The 16699-nt window shown below is 64.2% G+C and carries 9 protein-coding genes and 2 rRNA genes; 8 read left to right on the forward strand and 3 right to left on the reverse strand.

All coding sequences use genetic code 11. The features are described 5' to 3' along the window. The 4 genes from BLT40_RS18670 to BLT40_RS18685 form a co-directional block, all read left to right on the forward strand. A 23S ribosomal RNA gene (locus BLT40_RS18670) occupies window positions 1-106 on the forward strand; the annotation flags it as partial. 120 nt (window positions 107-226) lie between these two features. Next, window positions 227-341: ribosomal RNA gene (rrf, locus tag BLT40_RS18675) — 5S ribosomal RNA — on the forward strand. A 188-nt stretch (window positions 342-529) separates the two neighbouring features. Next, window positions 530-2128: an AAA family ATPase gene (locus BLT40_RS18680; RefSeq protein WP_090355809.1), complete on the forward strand. Its 1599-nt coding sequence runs from the start codon at window positions 530-532 to the stop codon at window positions 2126-2128. 2 nt (window positions 2129-2130) lie between these two features. Next, window positions 2131-2814, forward strand: coding sequence for a rhomboid family intramembrane serine protease (locus BLT40_RS18685; protein WP_090355954.1), 684 nt, complete (start codon window positions 2131-2133; stop codon window positions 2812-2814). Here the strand turns inward: BLT40_RS18685 and BLT40_RS18690 are convergent. Together BLT40_RS18690 and BLT40_RS18695 are read right to left on the reverse strand one after the other, a co-directional pair. Then, entirely contained in the window at window positions 2803-3543 is a 741-nt protein-coding gene (locus BLT40_RS18690; protein ID WP_090355812.1) for a glutamine amidotransferase, read from the reverse strand. The genes BLT40_RS18685 and BLT40_RS18690 overlap by 12 nt on opposite strands. Continuing rightward, window positions 3540-5357 carry a type IV pilus assembly ATPase TfpB gene (locus BLT40_RS18695; RefSeq protein ID WP_090355957.1) on the reverse strand — a complete coding sequence of 606 codons (1818 nt, stop codon included), beginning with the start codon at window positions 5355-5357 and terminating at the stop codon, window positions 3540-3542. The genes BLT40_RS18690 and BLT40_RS18695 overlap by 4 nt, the downstream gene beginning before the upstream one ends. 66 nt (window positions 5358-5423) lie before the next feature. Here BLT40_RS18695 and glyQ point away from each other — a divergent pair, with 66 nt between their 5' ends. Both glyQ and glyS read left to right on the forward strand, forming a co-directional pair. Continuing rightward, the gene (gene glyQ / locus BLT40_RS18700; protein ID WP_036116631.1) at window positions 5424-6335 is read left to right on the forward strand and encodes a glycine--tRNA ligase subunit alpha; all 912 of its coding nucleotides are present in this window, start codon (window positions 5424-5426) and stop codon (window positions 6333-6335) included. Continuing rightward, the gene (gene glyS / locus BLT40_RS18705) at window positions 6328-8472 is read left to right on the forward strand and encodes a glycine--tRNA ligase subunit beta (RefSeq protein ID WP_090355817.1); all 2145 of its coding nucleotides are present in this window, start codon (window positions 6328-6330) and stop codon (window positions 8470-8472) included. The genes glyQ and glyS overlap by 8 nt, the downstream gene beginning before the upstream one ends. A 121-nt stretch (window positions 8473-8593) precedes the next feature. Here glyS and BLT40_RS18710 read toward each other — a convergent pair whose 3' ends face one another. Further along, window positions 8594-9061, reverse strand: a complete 468-nt coding sequence (locus BLT40_RS18710; protein WP_239708932.1) for a helix-turn-helix domain-containing protein — start codon at window positions 9059-9061, stop codon at window positions 8594-8596. Window positions 9062-9739: 678 nt separating this feature from the next. Here BLT40_RS18710 and BLT40_RS18715 point away from each other — a divergent pair. Together BLT40_RS18715 and BLT40_RS18720 are read left to right on the forward strand one after the other, a co-directional pair. Further along, entirely contained in the window at window positions 9740-12817 is a 3078-nt protein-coding gene (locus BLT40_RS18715; protein ID WP_090355821.1) for a TonB-dependent receptor, read from the forward strand. Between the two features lie 479 nt (window positions 12818-13296). Continuing rightward, a complete protein-coding gene (locus BLT40_RS18720) occupies window positions 13297-16332 on the forward strand; it encodes a TonB-dependent receptor (protein WP_079522811.1) in 3036 nt (1011 codons plus the stop codon). Window positions 16333-16699 lie beyond the last annotated feature (367 nt).

Below are 16699 nucleotides of genomic sequence, written 5' to 3' on the forward strand. Positions count from 1 at the left end.
GACTCTCCTTAAGGCACCATCAAGACTAGGTGGTTGATAGGCACGGTGTGGAAGTGCAGCAATGCATTGAGCTTACGTGTACTAATGAGCCGTGAGGCTTGACCATATAACCCCAAGACGCTTCACCGTCTTATCTCTTAACTCGCTGTTCGACTAAACCCGGACGCTTGTCACTCGTTTACACCCTCTGTGGAGCCGGCGCTCAATGCGCTGCTCCCACCCCTTCCCTGGCGGCTATAGCGGCGTGGTACCACCTGATCCCATCCCGAACTCAGAAGTGAAACGCGCATGCGCCGATGGTAGTGTGGCTCAAGCCATGCAAGAGTAGGTCACCGCCAGGGGCTTTATCCTGAAACACCCGTCCTCACCAGAGGGCGGGTTTTTCTTTTGCGCGCAATTTCGCGGGCACACCGGCCGCCGTTATGCCGGATTCCCGTCGATGTTCGGCTAATCGTCCCGACCGCAATCATTGCCGCCGAATGGTTCCGCCGAAACGCTGGATCCAGCTGGAATCGGATACATTAGGCCTATGTATCTACAAACCTTCGGGCTGCGCGAACCGCCGTTTGGCGATGCACCGGATACGCGCTTCGCGTGTCTGTTTCCGCGCGAACGCGACATTCTTGCGCATGTCGAATACCAGTCCGGTTCGGACGATTCCAGTGTGACCCTGATAACCGGTGAAGCCGGGTCGGGAAAGAGCCTTCTGTGCCTGTTGATGGAAGCCGACGCTGCCCATCATGGCGTGCGGCCCGTTCGCCGCGGTGCGGACGACTACGCGTTGGGCACGACGGCGTGGCTTCGCTCGATGTACGCGGGATTCGGCTTGCCGCTCCCGCTGAGTGCGGAAGCCAACACCGAAGATCATCTGGTCGATGGCCTGGCCGCAGGGCTCGGGCGCCTGGCGCATCACGTCAGCCACCGCTTTCTGCTGATCCTGGATGATGTAGACACGCTCCACGATCACGATCTCGCCATTGTCGAGCGCCTGCTGCTCGCGTGCGCGAACGCCGATGCGCCTTTCCACGTCGTGCTGGCCGGATTGCCCACGCTGCGCGAGCGCTTCGACGGTGCCGGCGCGCCGTCCCTGGCGGCGCATGTCCGTAGTCGCTTGCCGTTGGCTCCGCTCACCCCGGAGGAAAGCGAGCGTTATGTGAGGCACCGCCTGCACGTCGCCGGCACGACGCAGATGCCCTTCAGCCGGTTGGGACTTCGAAGTCTCCGCGACGACGGCAAGGGAAATCCACGCCGACTCAATGCCCTTGCCCATCGGGCGCTCGAGCGCGCGGCGGAGCGAGGCGAGCGCTCGATCGGCGAGCGCGCGCTGGGTTTCGTGGCGCGCGAGGTCCTGCCGCAACACGCCCGGTACTGGCTGCGCCGTTATCGCAAGCCGATTCTGGCGATCGGTGCCATGCTGGCGATCCTGTTCGTGGGTGGTGCGGCCACGTGGTTTCTTTCCGGGCGTAGCCCATCGCGTCCCAAAAATCTCGCCACCGCGACGCCAGAGCAGGCCCTGGCCAAATTTCAGGACGCGCTTCCCCCGCCGGACACGGGCAAGCTACGCGTGTGGAGCGAACTGCTCGCACGTTGGCAGGTCACGTCGAAAGAGACATCGGTCGCCAACGCGATCAGTTGCGATGCGGTTATTTTTCCGGGTTTCGCCTGCGTCAGCGGTCGCGGATCGCTTGACCAGTTGCGTCGTTTCGATCGGCCACTCATTCTCGAGCTGGACGATGCACACGCGAAGCAGGAGGTCTTGCTGGTAGGCGCCGGCGATCAGGACGTCCGCCTCTACCTTGGTGGTAAATACGTCGAACTCACGCGTGACGTCTTCGAACGTGTATGGAACGGCCGCTTCTACGCGGTGTTCCGTGTCGACCCGTCGATGCCTCCCAAACTGGCCCGCGGTGACTCCGGCCAGGGAATGTCCTGGCTGATGAGTCATCTGCCGGCGGACCCCGCCGGAGGGCCCCCGTCGACGACGTTTGATCGCGCGGTGCTGTCGCGCGTCGTCACCGTCCAGCAGCGCTTCGGCATCGCGGCGGATGGCGTCGTCGGGCCGGAGACCATGTTCGCCCTTTCGTCGCTCGAGGCCGATGGTCCGCACCTCGCCCGCGGCATCCCCTGATGATGTTCGTGCAGGTGGACACGCGACGCCGGTCGCGGCTGTGTTGGGCGACGATGTTGATCGTCATCGCTTGCGTGGTGATTTTCGTCGGTCTGGCACTGGCCGGTCACGACGAGCGTGCCGACATCATGAGGCATTGGGGTACGGTGCCGGCCCACCTGTTCGGGACCGGCTTGCCCTTGTGGGAGCAGGTGAGCGATCCGGCGCTGCTCCGCCTGTTCACCGCCACATTCATTCATGGCGGCTGGCTGCATCTGGTCAGCAACCTCCTCTTCCTCGTGATCTTCAGTCTGCCAGCGGAGCGGAGTCTCGGTTCGCCGCGTTTTCTTCTGCTGTTCCTGCTGGGTGGTGTCGTCGCCAATCTGATCGGCGCGATCTCGCTCACCGGTGCGCGGGTGGCGATCATCGGCTGCAGCGGCGCGGTATCGGCGGTCGTGGGTGCGTATGTCACGCTGTTCCCGCGCGCCAGGCTCGGGCTCGTGCTTCCGCTGGGGCTTTTCCTCGAGTTCGTACGCGTACCGGCCTTCGTGCTGATCGGTATCTGGGCGCTGGTGCAGCTGCTTTTCAGCTACGCCGGCGCGAGCTACGGCGCGGTCGTCTGGTGGACGCACATCGGCGGGTTTCTCTTCGGCATCGTTTTCGCGTTCTTCTCGCGCGGCGCGATCGTTCGCCGTCTACGCAACTGACATTCCGGCGGGCGCCGCCTGCAGGTGCTCGCGGACGAAACCACGCAGCAGCCGTGTCGCATGCGGGGTCGGGACCACGGCGGCCAGCATGGCCGCAGGGGCGAGTCCTTCCCGGTCGAGGACGTCGTGGCGACGCCGGATGTAAGCACGCATCACCTCGGTCGAGAACTCCGGATGAAACTGCGTGCTCACCGCGTGCTTGCCGTAGCGGACGAGATGGTGGGGATCTTGCCGCGAGCTGGCCAGCGACACCGCGCCGCGTGGCAGCTCGAGCACTCCCTGCTCATGCGTCGTGTGCGCATCGAACGTCGCCGGCAACGACGCGGCGAGTGCGTCATGCCCCGCGCCGTCGTGCACGGTGAGCGGCACGGTACCCATTTCACGGCCATCGGGGAGGTAATCCACGCGTCCACCCAGTGCGTGCGACATCAGCTGATGTCCGTAGCAGACACCGAGCATCGGCAGTTCACGGTCCATCGCATCGCGGATCCATCCCGCCGTGCGTTCGCTCCAGGCACGCCGCTCCGTCACCATGGAAGCGGAACCGGTGATCACCGCGCCGGCAACGGATTCCGGCGGCGGAAGGGTGTCGCCTTTCTCGACGTCGACGATGGCCAGATGAGGCGGGCGCAGACGAAGTCCCAGCTGGAACCAGCGCGGAAAGTCTCCGTGGCGCGCGTTGATCACGTCGGGCGCGCGGCCGGTGCGAACGATGAGCAAGGGTTTCATGACGCGGAGGTATCTTCGATATCGCTGGGGGGAAGCACGTTGAGTACCTCGCGCACGGTCGTCAGGCCTGCGGCCACCTGCGCCGCCGCCGAGATGCGCAAGGGCTTCATGCCTTCGCGTAGCGCCGCCGCGCCGAACTTGCCAAGATCGAGCTCGGCCGAAATCAGGCTTCGCAGGCGCCCCGACATCGGCATCATTTCGTAAACGCCGGTACGTCCGAGGAAGCCGGTCTTGCGGCACTCCAGGCAACCCACCGGTTCGAAGACGCGCTCGGGCAGCGGAACATCCCACCCATGCGTCACGACGCTCCACTCGTCGGGATCCTGCGCGGTCGCGCGTTTGCAATGCGGGCACAGCGTACGCACCAGTCGCTGCGCGACGACACCCGTCAGCGTGGACTGGATGAGGTAATGCGGTACGCCCAGGTCGAGCAGGCGGGTCACGGCACTGGGCGAGTCGTTGGTATGCAGCGTCGACAGGACGAGATGGCCCGTAAGCGACGCCTGCACCGCCATCTGCGCGGTTTCGAGATCGCGGATTTCGCCGACCATGATGATGTCGGGATCCTGGCGGAGCAGCGTGCGCACGCCGGCGGCGAAATCCAGGTCGATCGACGCCTGCACCTGCATCTGGTTGAGATCGGGCGAGACCATTTCGATCGGGTCTTCGACGGTGCAAACGTTGAGCTCGGGCTTGGCCAGATGCTTGAGTGTCGAATACAGCGTGGTGGTTTTGCCCGAGCCTGTCGGTCCCGTTACCAGGACGATGCCGTGAGGGCGTTCCACCATGCCCCGCCAGATACGCCCCTCCTCCTCCGAAAAGCCGAGTTGTGAGAAATCCTTCATCACCAGATCGGGATCGAAGATACGCATGACGACCTTTTCGCCGAACGCCGTCGGCATGGTCGAGATACGCAGTTCCACCTCGCGTCCGCCGGCGGAGCGCGTCTTGATACGGCCATCCTGCGGCCGGCGCTTTTCGGCGACGTCCATGCGCGAGAGGATCTTTACGCGTGCGGTGACCGCGGTCATGACCGGCGGCGGCAGCTCGAAGACTTTCTGCATGACGCCGTCGATGCGAAACCGCATCTGTCCGGCATCGCGACGGGGCTCGAGGTGGATATCGGACGCGCGCTGCTCGAACGCGTATTGCAGCAGCCAGTCGACGATGTGGACGACGTGGCGGTCGTCGGCGCCGAGCTCGCCGCCCTTGCCCAGTTCGACCAGTTGCTCGAAGTTGATGATCTTGTTGGCGGAGTCCTGACCCTTGGCATCGACGGCCAGCTGGATCGAGCGCTGCACGCCGTAGAACTCCAGCAGATAGCGGTTGATGTCGATCGGGTTGGCGACGACGCGACGGATGTCGCGGCGGAGCATATGGCCGAGGTCCGTCGCCCAGCTGGTGTCGAACGGCTCCGCCGTCGCGAACACCACCTCGCTCGCGGTGGCGGCCACGGGCAGGATCCGGTGACGTTGCGCGTACGCGTTGCTGACCACCTGGGTGACCTGCGCCACGTTCACCTTCATCGGGTCGACCTTCATGTAGTCGAGGTCGGCCTTGCCGGCGAGCCATTCCACGAGGACTTCCAGGCTGAGCGGGCGACCCGGCTCGCGGGCGTTGTCGACCTTGGCGCTCGAGACCACCACGAGGGGGTGCAATTCAATGGCCGACTTTCCGCTGCGCGAGCCCATCCGGACGCGCTTGGCGTCCTCGGCGCCGAGGTATCCGTCCACCATGAGCGAGGCGAGCACCTCGTCGAGCTCCAGCCGGCCACGACGGCCCAGGAGGGCGGCGTGCTGCGGATTCACTGCCATCAGGTCCAACCCCGTGTTCAATGCTACGCCGCTATACTAGCCCGCTTTCTCAAGGACTCGGGAACCATGTCCGCGCCCACATTCCAAGACGTGATCCAGACCCTGAACCGCTACTGGGCGGAGCAGGGCTGCGTGCTGGTCCAGCCGCTCGATACCGAAGTCGGCGCGGGCACCTTTCACCCGATGACCTTTCTCCGGTCGCTCGGACCGGAGCCCTGGGCCGCCGCTTACGTGCAGCCCTGCCGCCGGCCGACGGACGGTCGCTACGGCGACAACCCGAACCGTCTCCAGCATTACTACCAGTACCAGGTGATGCTGAAGCCGAACCCGGACAACATCCTCGATCTGTACATCGGATCGCTGAAGGCGCTGGGCATCGACCCCCTGGTGCACGACCTGCGTTTCGTCGAGGACAACTGGGAGTCGCCGACGCTGGGCGCCTGGGGTCTTGGCTGGGAGGTCTGGCTCAATGGCATGGAGGTCACCCAGTTCACCTACTTCCAGCAGGCCGGTGGCCTGGAATGCCGTCCCGTCACGGGTGAGATCACCTACGGCCTCGAGCGCCTGGTGATGTACCTGCAGAACGTCGACAGCATCTACGACATCGTCTGGACCAACGCGCCGCACGGCGTGGTCACCTACGGCGATGTCTTCCACCAGAACGAGGTGGAGCAGAGTACCTACAACTTCGAATACGCCAACGTGCCGGAGCTGTTCCACTGGTTCGACGTGTGCGAGGGCGAAGCGGCCAAACTGATCGAAGCCGGCCTGCCGCTGCCCGCGTACGAGCAGGTCTGTAAGGCCAGCCACGCGTTCAACCTGCTCGACGCGCGCCGGGCCATCAGCGTGACCGAACGTCAGCGCTACATCCTGCGCGTTCGCACCCTGGCTCGCAGCGTGGCCGAGGCCTATGTCGCGCAGCGCGAAAAACTCGGTTTTCCCGGCCTGAAGAACGTCAAGGAGGCCGTCAATGGCTGATAAGCGCCTGCCCCTCCTGATCGAGCTGGGCACCGAAGAACTGCCGCCCAAGGCCCTCGACGACCTCGCTGGCGCGTTCTCGCGCGGCGTCGTCGAAGGCCTGGAGAAGCGCGGCGTCGCCGGCGGCTACGAAGCCGCGAAGACCTACGCGTCGCCTCGCCGCCTCGCCGTCTACATCCCCGACGTGGCCGTCGCCCAGCCGGAGCAGACCGTGGAACGCCGCGGGCCCGCCATCGCGGCGAGCATCGGCGCCGACGGTGAGCCCAGCAAGGCGCTGATCGGCTTCGCGCAGTCGTGCGGCGTCGACGTCGCCGCGCTGGAGAAGCTCGAGACCGACAAGGGCGCGTGGTTCGTCTTCCGTGCCGTCAAGGCCGGCCAGCCCACCGCCGCCCTGCTGGCCGAGGTGGTCGCCGAGTCGCTCAAGGCGCTGCCGATTCCCAAGGCCATGCGCTGGGGGAATCGCGAGGACAGTTTCGTCCGCCCGGTGCACACCCTGCTCATGCTGCACGGTGCCGACGTCGTCGAGGGCCAGATCCTGGGCCTGACCAGCGGCCGCCTCAGCAACGGCCATCGCTTTCATCACCCGAAGCCGGTGCATGTCGCCGACGCCGACAGCTGGCTCGACGCGCTGCGCGGCGCGCATGTGCTCGCCGATCCGGCCGAGCGCCGCCAGCGCGTGGTCGATGACGTGGCGCGTGTGGCCACCGGCGGCGTGCCCCGCCTGTCCGAGGGCCTGCTCGCGGAGATCGCCAACCTTACGGAGTGGCCGGTCGCGATCGCCTGCACGTTCGAACGTGAGTTCCTCGATGTGCCGCCCGAAGCGCTGGTCACCACGATGGAGACCAATCAGAAGTTCGTGCCGGTGTTCGACGAAGACGGTCGCCTGACCGAGCACTTCATCGGCGTCGCCAATATCGAGAGTCTCGATCCGGCGGAGATCCGCAAGGGCTACGAGCGCGTGATCCGCCCGCGCTTCGCCGACGCCAAATTCTTCTGGGACGCCGACCTCAAAACGCCGCTGGCCGACCATCAGGAAGGCCTGAAGAACGTCACCTACCAGCAGTCGCTGGGCAGCCTCTGGGACAAGACGGTCCGTGTGGCCGAGCTGGCGCGCGTCATCGCCAACCGCGTCGGCGTCGACGCCGGCCAGGCGACGCATGCCGCGGCGTTGGCCAAGTGCGATCTGCTGACCCGCATGGTGGGTGAATTCCCCGAACTGCAGGGCGTGATGGGTCGCTACTACGCGACGCGTCAGGGTCTTCCGGCCGACGTGGCCGATGCCCTCGACAGCTTCTACCAGCCGCGCTTCGGTGGCGATGCCATCGCGGCGGGCAAGGTCGGTCAGGTACTGGCGGTGGCCGAACGCCTCGATACCCTCGCAGGCATCTTCGCCGTCGGGCTCAAGCCGAGCGGCAACAAGGATCCGTTCGCGTTGCGCCGTGCCGCACTTGGCCTCGCGCGTACGCTTATCGAAGGGAGCCTCGACATCGACCTGCGCGCCGCGCTGGCCGAGGCCTTCGAACTGGTTCCCGAGGCGGCCTTCGTGGCCGGCGTGAAGCCGGGCAAGGATGGCAAGACGCCGGTCGTGGACATCGGTGCCCGTCGCCGCGAGCTGGGCGACGAAGTGCATGGCTTCGTGCTCGAACGCCTGCGTGGGTATTACGCGGACCAGGGCTTCTCGGCTGACCAGTTCGAGTCCGTGATCGAGGTGAGCCCGGCGACGTTGCCCGATTTCGATCGCCGGCTTCGCGCGGTGGGCGAGTTCGCCCGTCGCAGCGAGGCGGCCAGCCTTGCCGCCGCGAACAAGCGTGTCGCGAACATCCTGCGCAAGCAGGCCGAGGAAGCGGGTGCGGCACCCATTCCGTCGACGGTCGATCCGGCGCACTTCGAGTCCGACGCCGAACGTGCCTTGCATGAGGCGCTCGCTTCCGCCCGCGCGGACACGCAGGGGCTACTGGCCTCCGGTGACTACACCGGAACGCTGGCGCGCCTCTCGGCGCTGCAGGGGCCGGTCGACACGTTCTTCGACGACGTGCTGGTCAACGCGGAAAATCCGGCGGTGCGCGCCAATCGTCTCGCGCTGCTTGCGCAGCTCAAGGCGGCGTTTGGCGCCATCGCGGACATCTCGCGGCTTTAACCGATACCGCGCGGCGTCCCCGCGCGGTCGATCGCCCAATGGATCGACTCCCATCAGCCAGGGCCACTGGCGGCCGAGCTGATGGGAGGACGCCGGCCGGTTGGCGAGGCGTTCGGTCCGGTCAGGCCGCGGCGCTGGACTGGTCGTCCGCGACGCGCGACATCAGCGTGTGACGGAACGCGATCATCCGGTCCGCGTAATCCGACTCGCCTGAGCGTCCGAGGATCGAATACATCTCGGCCACCAGATCGGCGTGACGCACCGGCGAGAACCGGCTACCGGTCAACTCGATGTCCGACTGCAGCAGCTTCATCGCCGCCGCGAGGCGGGATGCGTCGAGTGCGGACGACACCGTACCCTCGCGCCCGTCGCGACCGCGCGCGGTCTCGGTGGTTTCGGTACGGGCCACGGCGTCGTCGCCCGATCCGTCCAGCATCATCGGGCCTTCGCCGGCGGCGAGCCAGACCAGCGAAAGGCCCAGCGTCTTGGCCATCGTGACGCAACGGCCCCGCGAAGGATCGGTGTTGCCATCGCGCCAGCTGCGCACCACGCCTTCGGAGAAGCCGCACCGGCGAGCGATTTCGCTCACGCTCCCCGACATCTTGATGACTGCCCGTACGCGAGTGGCGAAGGATGACGCGATAGGCGTCGAGTCGATTCGTGCGGACTCCAGGCTATCGCCAGATGCATCGGCCATAACGGAGCCCCTTGAGTTGTAATTCATGCGCTTGGAACCTCGTTTCTAAGTAGATCGCCCCCCGGCCATCCCGCGATCCAACGCGCGGAGCCTGCATTCGGTGTACAGCAACTTCCCTTCGAAAGCCTTTCCGTTGAGAAGTTTCGTAAACGAGTCGTCCAAAAGCGATCCAGAACATGCGACGGGCGCATCTAAATCGATGTTCTGGCTAAGAATGTTTCCTAGGCTCAAGTCCTATATAGGCCATAAGTCACGTGTCTCGAAATCGTAACGGTTTGTGTCGACGTGATTTTTTGCACAGGTCATGACGAAACGGCTCTTCAGACGCCGCGACATGTAAAGCTCAGGTGAAAAAATCATGTTGCGAATTCGCAATTAGTTTCGCTATATCTGGTCCCGGGTCGCTCAGCAGGGCGACTCCGGGGGCGCGCCGCTGGCATCACGCGGCGTGGCATAAGGGATAACAACGTCGTCGATGACCCAAGCAAACCTGGCCACAGCCGGGGCGGGATCGGCTTGCTCCGAATCGCAACAACGTACGGTTCGGGCTTTCTAGGGGAGAGGCAATACATGAATTTGCGTCATCATCACGCCGCGTCGCTGGGTCGCCGCACCGCGCTTGCCCTGGCTATCGGTCTGGGCACCGTCTCCGGCGCCGCATTGGCACAGTCCAACGTGACCGGTTCCATTTTCGGTTCGGTGAATCAGCAGGGCACCTCGGTGACCGTGTCCAGCGCCGACACCGGCTTCTCGCGCACGATCAATGTCGATTCGAACGGCCGCTACCGCTTCAGCGCGCTGCCACCCGGCAACTACAAGGTTTCGCTGGAAAACAATGGCGCGGTGGTCAGCACGCGCGACAACGTGACCGTGACCATCTCGGGCGGTTCCGACGTCTCGTTCGGCTCGTCGGCATCGACCACCGAAGCCGCCACGCTCGAGGGCGTCTCGGTCTCCGCATCGGCGATGCCGTCGATCGATGTGTCGTCGGTCGACACCCGCACGGTGCTCACCGCCGAGCAGCTCAACAAGCTTCCGATTACCCGGGACGTGCTCGCCGCGGCATTGCTTGCGCCTGGCGTGATCGGGAACTCCAGCTACAAGGACGCGCTCGGCAATCCGGTGCCCAGCTTCGGTGGCTCCGCGTCGTCCGAGAATGCTTACTTCATCAACGGCTACGCGGTGACCAATCCGCTGACGTCGATCGGCCTGACCCAGCTTCCTTTCGACGCCATCGACCAGCAGCAGGTGCTCACCGGCGGCTATGGCGCGGAATTCGGCCGCTCGACCGGCGGTGTCATCAATATCGTGACCAAGCGCGGTACCAACGAATGGCACGCGGGCGTGTACACGATCTGGGAGCCCTCGGGGACGCGCGCCTCGCCGCGTAACTCGAACTATCCGGATACCGGGTTTTATCCGACGACCGACGGCACGGTCTATCAGTACTTCAAGAAGAACGAATACTGGCGCTCGACCGTCGGCGCCTACGCCAGCGGCCCGCTGATCAAGGACAAGCTGTTCTTCTACGTCGACGCCGAAATGAACCGCCGCGAAGGTGCCGGCGTGCAGTCCAGCACGACAGCGGGCGCCGTCACCTCCGCCACCGTCGGCCGTAACGGCTGGAACGACTACCAGTACAAGATCCCGCGCTGGCTGGCCAAGCTCGACTGGAACATCACCGACGATCACCACATCGAGCTGACCGGTGTGTCCGACAAGACGGAATACACGTCCGCCACCTACGGCTTCAACTACGCCAGCAAGACCCACGGCGCCGTGCAGAACGGCGGCTCGTACACGAAGGACGGCGGCGACCTCTACGTCGGTAAGTACACCGGTTACATCACCGATAACTTCACGGTCTCGGCGTTGTATGGCCAGCAACGCGTCGATCACGTGCAGACGCCGTTCGGCTACAACGCGAACTGCCCCCTGATCTCGATCGCCAGTGCCGCTTCCCGGGCGCCGGGCATCAATTACGGCAGCTGCCAGACCACCGCGACGTCGGTACGCGTACCGGGCGCGAACGATGCGACCGACGGCTGGCGCCTCGATCTCGAGTACCGCCTGGGCGATCACGACATTAAGTTCGGTGCCGATCGTCAGCAGGCCAAGTCGTTCACGGGCACGTCCCTGCCGGGCGGCTACAGCTGGACGTACAACCAGCAGAACAATGCGGCCCAGGCGATCGACGCCGGTCACGGCGTCGGCTCGCCCGCCTCGGCGGGTGGTCTCGGTACGCAGGGTTACTACGTGACCCGCGCTTACACGACCACCTCCGCGACCGTGAAAACGGTGCAGGAATCGCAGTACCTCGAAGATCACTGGCAGGTCACCGATCGCTGGCTGGTCTACGCGGGTCTGCGCAACGAGCAGTTCAAGAACTTCAACGGCAATAACCAGGTGTACGCGAAGCAGCGTCACCAGCTGGCGCCGCGTCTGGGCGTGTCGTGGGACGTGATGGGTGATTCGACCCTCAAGGTCTACGCCAACGCCGGTCGTTACCACCTGGCCATGCCGAACAACGTCGCCGTGCGTGCGGCGTCCGGCTCGCTGGGCACCTCCGAGTACTTCACGTACACGGGAACCGATCCGGTCACCGGCGCGCCGACGGGTCTCGTACCGGTGCCGGTCAACCAGGCCGCCGGCTACACCTGCGGCGGCACCAACGCGGTCTCGGCCAACCTCGAGTGCGGCGTGGCTCCGGATCCGCGCACCGTCGCCGCGAAGGGCCTGAAGTCCCACTATCAGGACGAATACATCGCCGGTCTCGATCAGGCGATCACGCCCACCCTGAACTGGGGTGCCAAGCTGACCTGGCGTCAGCTGCGCAGCGCGATCGACGATACCTGCACTCCCGCACTGGGCGGTGCGTGCTTCCTGTTCAACCCGGGTACCGGCAACACCTTCCTGCAGGAGCAGGACGACGGCTCGTTCGTCGCCGTGCATTACTCGAAGGACGCCCTGCAGCTTCCCGACCTGAAGCGTAAGTACTACGCCGTCGATCTGTACCTGGAGCATCCGTTCGCCGACAAGTGGTACGGCCGCATCGACTACACGTGGTCGCGCAGCTACGGCAACACGGAAGGTCAGCTGGCATCCGACCTGGACACGGGCAACGGCGGTCAGGCTGACGTCTCGGTGACCCAGGACTGGGATCTGCCGCAGCTGATGGTTGGCGCGAACGGCAAGCTGCCGAACAACCGTACGCATCAGATCAAGGCCTTCGGTTACTTCCAGGCCACCGACGATCTGCGCTTCGGTGCCAACCTGAACATCGCATCGGGTCGTCCGAAGAACTGCACGAGCTTCTACCCGACCGCCGACGCGGGTCTGTACAACGGTGCGTTCTACTACTGGTGCGGTCTGCCGGGCACGGCGGGTTACGAGCGCTCACCGCGTGGCTCGCACGGCAACACGCCGTGGACCTATATCGTCAACCTCAATGCGGCATACACCCCGAGCTGGCTGGACAAGAACCTGACGCTGCAGGTCGACGTGCTCAACGCGTTCAACAAGCAGACGCCGACCTCGTACAACCCCCGTTATGCGTCGTCGCGCTCCACCGTCAGCCCGCTTTACGACCGCGAACTCAACTTCACCGATCCGCGTACGGTCCGTTTCACCGCCCGCTACGACTTCTGATCCGCCGTACCGGCAAAAACTTTCCAACAACAAGAGTCCCGGGTGAAAGGATTCGCCACGGGGCGACAAAAAGTGTCTCCCCAGATCGCCCTCGTCCCCCCGGACGGGGGCATTTTTTTCTAGGAATGATTCCTAGGAGCGAGTCATAGGACGCTGGCAAATGCCAAAAGTCACATCTGTAACTTCTTGTGCAGTCGGCTATTTTTCCGCGGCTCGGCACTTGCTTCGGAAGTAATTGCCTAGATTTGTAAAATTACCGTGAGAATTTCGTATTGCAGTCCGATGACTCCTGCGGATATATGTGTTCCACGTCACACGCAGTGGCGTTTCGGGGCGCGGGATCCTTTCACGGATCCTGCTGTTTAAAGGGGATTTTTAAACTCCGATCTCTAAGAAGCCTGGCGCTAGCCGGGCCGGGGTCGGCTTGCCGCTCGGCGCAGGTTTTTGCGTCGGCGGAATTTTAATCGGGGAGATGCAAGATGAATTCGCGCCACAACCGCGCCGCCATGCTGGGCCGTCGCACCGCACTGGCCCTGGCCATTGGCCTGGGTACTGTGTCCGGTGCCGCCTTCGCACAGTCCACCACCGGTTCCATCTTCGGCCAGGTGCCGGCAGGTGCGGGCCAGACCGTGACCGCGACCAACGAGACGGGCGTCAGCCGCACCGTCAACGTCGATGCCGCCGGTCGCTACTCCATCACGTCGCTGCCGCTCGGCAGCTACAAGGTCACGCTGAACAAGGACGGTGCCGCCGTCGATTCGCGTTCCAACGTGAGCCTGCGCGTCGGCGCCGGTACGGAAGTGGCCTTTGACGCCGCCGCGTCGGCCACGGCCGCCTCCAGCCTCGAAGGCGTGACCGTCTCGGCCAATGCGCTGCCCTCGATCGACGTCAGCGCGGTCGACTCGCGCACCGTCATCACCTCCGAGCAGCTGTCCAAGCTGCCGCTGGCGCGCACCGCTGAAGCCATCGCACTGCTGGCGCCGGGCGCCGTGGCCGGTAGCTCGTTCTTCACCGGCCCGACCGGTAACCCGCTGGTCTCGATCGCCGGCAGCGCCGTCACCGAGAACGCGTACTACATCAACGGTTTCAACACGACGGATCCGCTCAGCGGCTTCGGCGGTATCACCCTGCCGTACGGCGCCATCGACCAGCAGGAAATCCTCGCCGGCGGTTACGGCGCTGCTTATGGCCGTTCCTCGGGCGGCGTGATCAGCCAGGTCGGTAAGCGCGGTACGAACGAATGGCACTTCGGTGCGCAGGTCCTGTGGGAGCCGAACGGCACCAAGGCCAACCAGATCAATTACTACCGTCAGGTCGGCGCACAGGCCGGTCAGCTGTACGACGACAACAAGAAGGACAAGCTCGACCGCACCACGTACTCCGTGTACGCCGGTGGTCCGCTGATCAAGGACACCCTGTACGTGTTCGTCGCCGCTGAGCAGGAGCGTCGCTCGGGCGAGCAGACGACCAGCGTCGCGGCGCCGTTCGTCTACAAGCAGTCGTACCGCAACCCGAAGTTCTACGGCAAGGTCGACTGGAACATCACCGACAGCAACATCCTCGAAATCACCGGCGCGTCGAACAAGCAGGATTACGACGCTTCGATCTACGAGTATGACTATCCGACCAAGACCCGTGGCGACTACGTCGGCAAGGACAACTCGGTCAACAACAAGTCGGGCGCGGATCTCTACAGCGCCAAGTTCACCAGCTACATCACCGACGACCTGACCCTGACGGCCCTCTACGGCAAGATGAAGGGCACGTACTACACCGCCACCGGCGGTGACCAGTCGTTGCCGTCCATCCTCACCGCGACGAATCAGGATCCGCTGCTCAATGGCGGCAACCCGATCACCAACGCCAACCCGTCGGCCACCACCGCGGATCCGAAGCACACCTCGACCAACACCAACTTCCGTGTCGACCTGAGCTATCACATCGGCGACCACACGATCGTGGCCGGTATCGATAACCAGAAGGTGCTCGACAAGAACGACGGCGACAGCACGACCGGTCCGGGTTACGCGTGGGAGTACAACAAGACCGACGCCGGCACGCCGATCATCGGCGAAGCGCCGACGGACGCGTCCTATGTCGCCCCGCCGGGTGGCCGTGGCTACTACGTCGCCCGCTACGTCTACGGCACCGCCGCGTCGGTCCGCACCACGCAGCGCGCTCAGTACATCGAAGACACCTGGCAGGTGAATGACCGCTGGATGGTGAAGGTGGGTCTGCGCAACGACCAGTTCACCAACTACAACCAGGACGGCGAGCCGTACCTGAGGCTGACCACGCCGCAGTGGGCCCCGCGTCTGGGCGCCACCTGGGACGTCAACGGCGACTCCAGCCTGAAGATCTACGCCAACGCGGGTCGTTACTACCTCGCGCTGCCGGCGACCGTCGCGCTGCGTTCCGCCGGTGCTTCGCTCTACACCCGCGAGTACTTCAACTACACCGGTATCGACGCCAACGGTATTCCGCAGGGCCTGACCCCGATCTTCAGCAGCACCGGCGGTCCGATCTCGGCGAACAGCGAGTACGGCATCCCGCGTGATCCGAAGACCGCCGCCGCCACCAACATCAAGTCGGAATACCAGGATGAGTTCATCCTCGGTTTCGATGCGGCGCTGACCGACAAGTGGACCTACGGTGCGAAGGCCACGGTGCGCAAGCTGCGTAACGCGATCGACGACGTCGGCGACAGCGGTGCGATCCTGCGCAAGATGGAACGCTCGGGTATCGATCCGGACACCATCGGCGACATCCAGGGCAGCTACCTGTTCAACCCGGGTCGTGCCAACACCTTCCTGATCCCGAACACCAACGGCGGCTACTACAGCGTCGACATGAACAATCAGGACTTCGGCTTCCCGCACTCCAAGCGTAACTACTACGGCCTCGAGCTGTACCTGGATCATGCGTGGGACGGCAAGTACCAGGTCCGCTTCGACTACGTCTACTCGAAGAGCTACGGCAACTCGGAAGGTCAGGTCCGTTCGGACATCCGTCAGGACAACGTCTCGGCGACGGTGGACTGGGATTACGCGGAAGTCATGCAGTACTCGAACGGCGAGCTCGCCAACAGCCGCAAGCACAACTTCAAGATCTACGGCTCCTATCAGCTGGCTTCGGAGTGGCTGGTCTCGGGCAACATCAACATCGCTTCGGGTGCGCCGAGGAGCTGCCTGGGCTTCTACGGCCCGAACGAGACCAACCCGAACCTCGGCTACGGCTCGTACTACCACTGGTGCGATGGTCAGCCGTCGCCCCCGGGTGAGGCAGGCCACAATCCGTGGACCTACATCGTCACGGGTAGCGTCGAGTACCGTCCGGAGTGGGCCGACAAGAAGCTGGCCTTCAACGTCACCGTGTTCAACCTGCTGAACCAGCGCAAGGAAACGCAGGTTTATCCGATCCACGGCAGCGCGGCGAGCCTCAACCCGCGTTACGACGTTCCGCTCTACCAGACCCAGCCGCGCTACGCCCGCTTCGGTATCACGTACGACTTCTGATAGCGCGTCGCGTATCGCACAACAAGAAAAAGCCGAGGGGGGCAGGGATCTGCCCCCCGACGGTCACGAAATGTGCTCCCCAGATCGCCTTCTTCCGTCCCGCGGACGAGGGCTTTTTTTTCGGAAGCATTTATTTCTCAAGCAAAAATCCCCTGATTTCCGGGAGTTGGCCGGGAATCCTGAACGAGCACCGCACTAGGAAAAACGCCTACACCGTGTAAATAATTTGTTGACACGGCAGTAAGGTCACGCCTATGTTCGGCATCGGCGACACCCGACTGAGCCTTTCGTGAACTGCGAAGGCGTCTCGGTTTGGTACTAGTCAGGGCTTGTCGGGAGCAGGTCGGGGGAGGCAGTCGACTCTGGG

It is taken from the genome of Dyella sp. 333MFSha (assembly GCF_900102405.1).
Lineage (GTDB): Bacteria > Pseudomonadota > Gammaproteobacteria > Xanthomonadales > Rhodanobacteraceae > Luteibacter > Luteibacter mycovicinus.